At 40.7% G+C, this 1956-nt stretch carries 1 protein-coding gene; it reads right to left on the reverse strand.

Annotated features, from left to right (window positions below; all coding sequences use genetic code 11):
* Window positions 1-56: 56 nt before the first annotated feature.
* Window positions 57-1877 carry a DNA methyltransferase gene (locus QUA36_RS31115; RefSeq protein ID WP_333460152.1) on the reverse strand — a complete coding sequence of 607 codons (1821 nt, stop codon included), beginning with the start codon at window positions 1875-1877 and terminating at the stop codon, window positions 57-59.
* Window positions 1878-1956 lie beyond the last annotated feature (79 nt).

The following is a 1956-nucleotide window of genomic DNA, read 5'->3' on the forward strand; positions in this document are numbered from 1 at the left end:
CTAATTATAAAATGGAACCGAAAAATAAAAAATAAAGGTAACTTAGTTAATGCAGTTTAGATGTCGAACAGCTTACCGCTAACCTGTGCTTGTTCAAACTTAATTTTTAACTCCTTGAAATCTTCCAACAAAATCTTATTAATATTTTCGATAGCCGGCGCTTTCTTTTCGGCAATTTCATCTCGTAAACTCTGCAAGTTTTGACTATAGGTAGTCGCATCACGGTAAATAGAAATCAGACGGTTTTTCTCCTCTAATACTTGTCTGTATGTCTTGTGAAACAAATTTAACTGAGTTCCACTTCCTTCATATTCTGCGTCATCCACCCGCAGTAATCCAATTAAGGAATTGCCCGCCATGATGTTAAAATCAATATTCGGCAACGGTTCCAAGTCGTTGACATTCTGCGCCGCCGAAACTAAGGCTAAAAATAGTCGCAATTTCGCGATTTCCACTGCTTCCGGCATGATATCTACGCCGTAGAGGTTGTCGCTAATAATCCGTTTTTTGATATAGTAGTTCAGTGAAGTATGCTCTTTTTCGATGTCTTTTAGGTAGTCATTGAGGTAACGCTCATTTAAAAACTTGCTTGTACCGATGACTGTTGAATAGATGTAAATCAGCGTTTTCATGGCGGCGACTAAAAACGCGCCGGAACCGCAGGCTGGGTCTAATAATGTTAAGTTTGGGAGGATGTCTGTTAGCAGCCTGCGGCAGAGATTGGCGTCGAGATTGGTGAGGAGTTCGGTGATGGTTTCAAAGTGACGAGATGTGGTTGCTTGGTTAACTCTATCGAGAATTAGTTTGTTGATTGTGCGATCGCACAAATATTCAGTAATCTCCGGTCTGGTATAATAAGCACCAAAGGCTTTTTGGTTAATGTATTTCTCAAAGATGTATCCCAAAACCGCCGGATTAATTTCGTTTTCCTTCCCGCCCACCGTATCGTCAAGATTCCAAGAATAGGCGGCAAATAACTTAAATATTTTCTCAAAAGCAGCATCGGGTATGGCGATATTCAGATAATTTTGTTCGATGGGATGTTCGAGAAAAAGTCCGCCATTCAAATATTTAACATCGCCGATTAATTCTTTAACGCCTTCCTCCCGCAAATCCAGAGGTTTAGCAAATCCATCAAAAAACAGTGTTTTCAAGAATTGCGAGTAAAATAAATCCGTTCCCCGCTGCTTGCTTTCGGCTAACTTTTCCTGCAAATACAGCATTTTGCCGCTGTCGATAAACCCTTTGCGCTGCAAAAAATAAACAAACATCAAACGGTTGAGTAAAACCGAAGTATACCAGCGCCTATCTGTTTCTTTGTCAATGCCACGAATCACACTTAAAAATTCAACGTGTTGCTGTTTAAACTCTTCAAAAAACTTTTTAGTTACTCGTTCGACATCCAAGCCAGCCTGCAATCTTTGGGCGACATCAATCACCGAAAGCGTTTCTAATTCTTCTAAATCAACCTTTAAAGCTGTCACTTTACTCAGCAGCAAATCGCAAGGTTCCCGTTTCACGTATACATGATCGCGGGGATAAAGCTTTGTACCTTCGCGCTTCACCCAATACCAGAGACATTTGGTGCGATTTTCATCAATAAAAATCAACAGATTTTCGGCGGAAATTTGGACGATTTCGCGATAAATCGTCAGTCTTTCGGCGCTGTTGGGGATATTTCCGCTATCGGCGATAATTTCATATACAACTACTCCTAAAAGTTGGGCGATGGCTTTTCGGAAATAAGTCTCGCCTTCTATTTCTACAGGTACGGTTTTGTGGGATGATGGATTATCCCAACCGAGTTTTTGGACGAACAATTTGTTGAATTCAAAGTCTTGGAGAAGTTCGCGGGATTCTTTAAGTGTTGGCGGCATAGTTACTCCCTTCCCGCTAGAAGACTATAGAATGAGATTATAGATATGTTGAATCGTGTTGGCAATTTGGATGGGAGTC

This window comes from Microcoleus sp. Pol10D4 (genome assembly GCF_036701555.1).
Taxonomy (GTDB): domain Bacteria; phylum Cyanobacteriota; class Cyanobacteriia; order Cyanobacteriales; family Microcoleaceae; genus Microcoleus.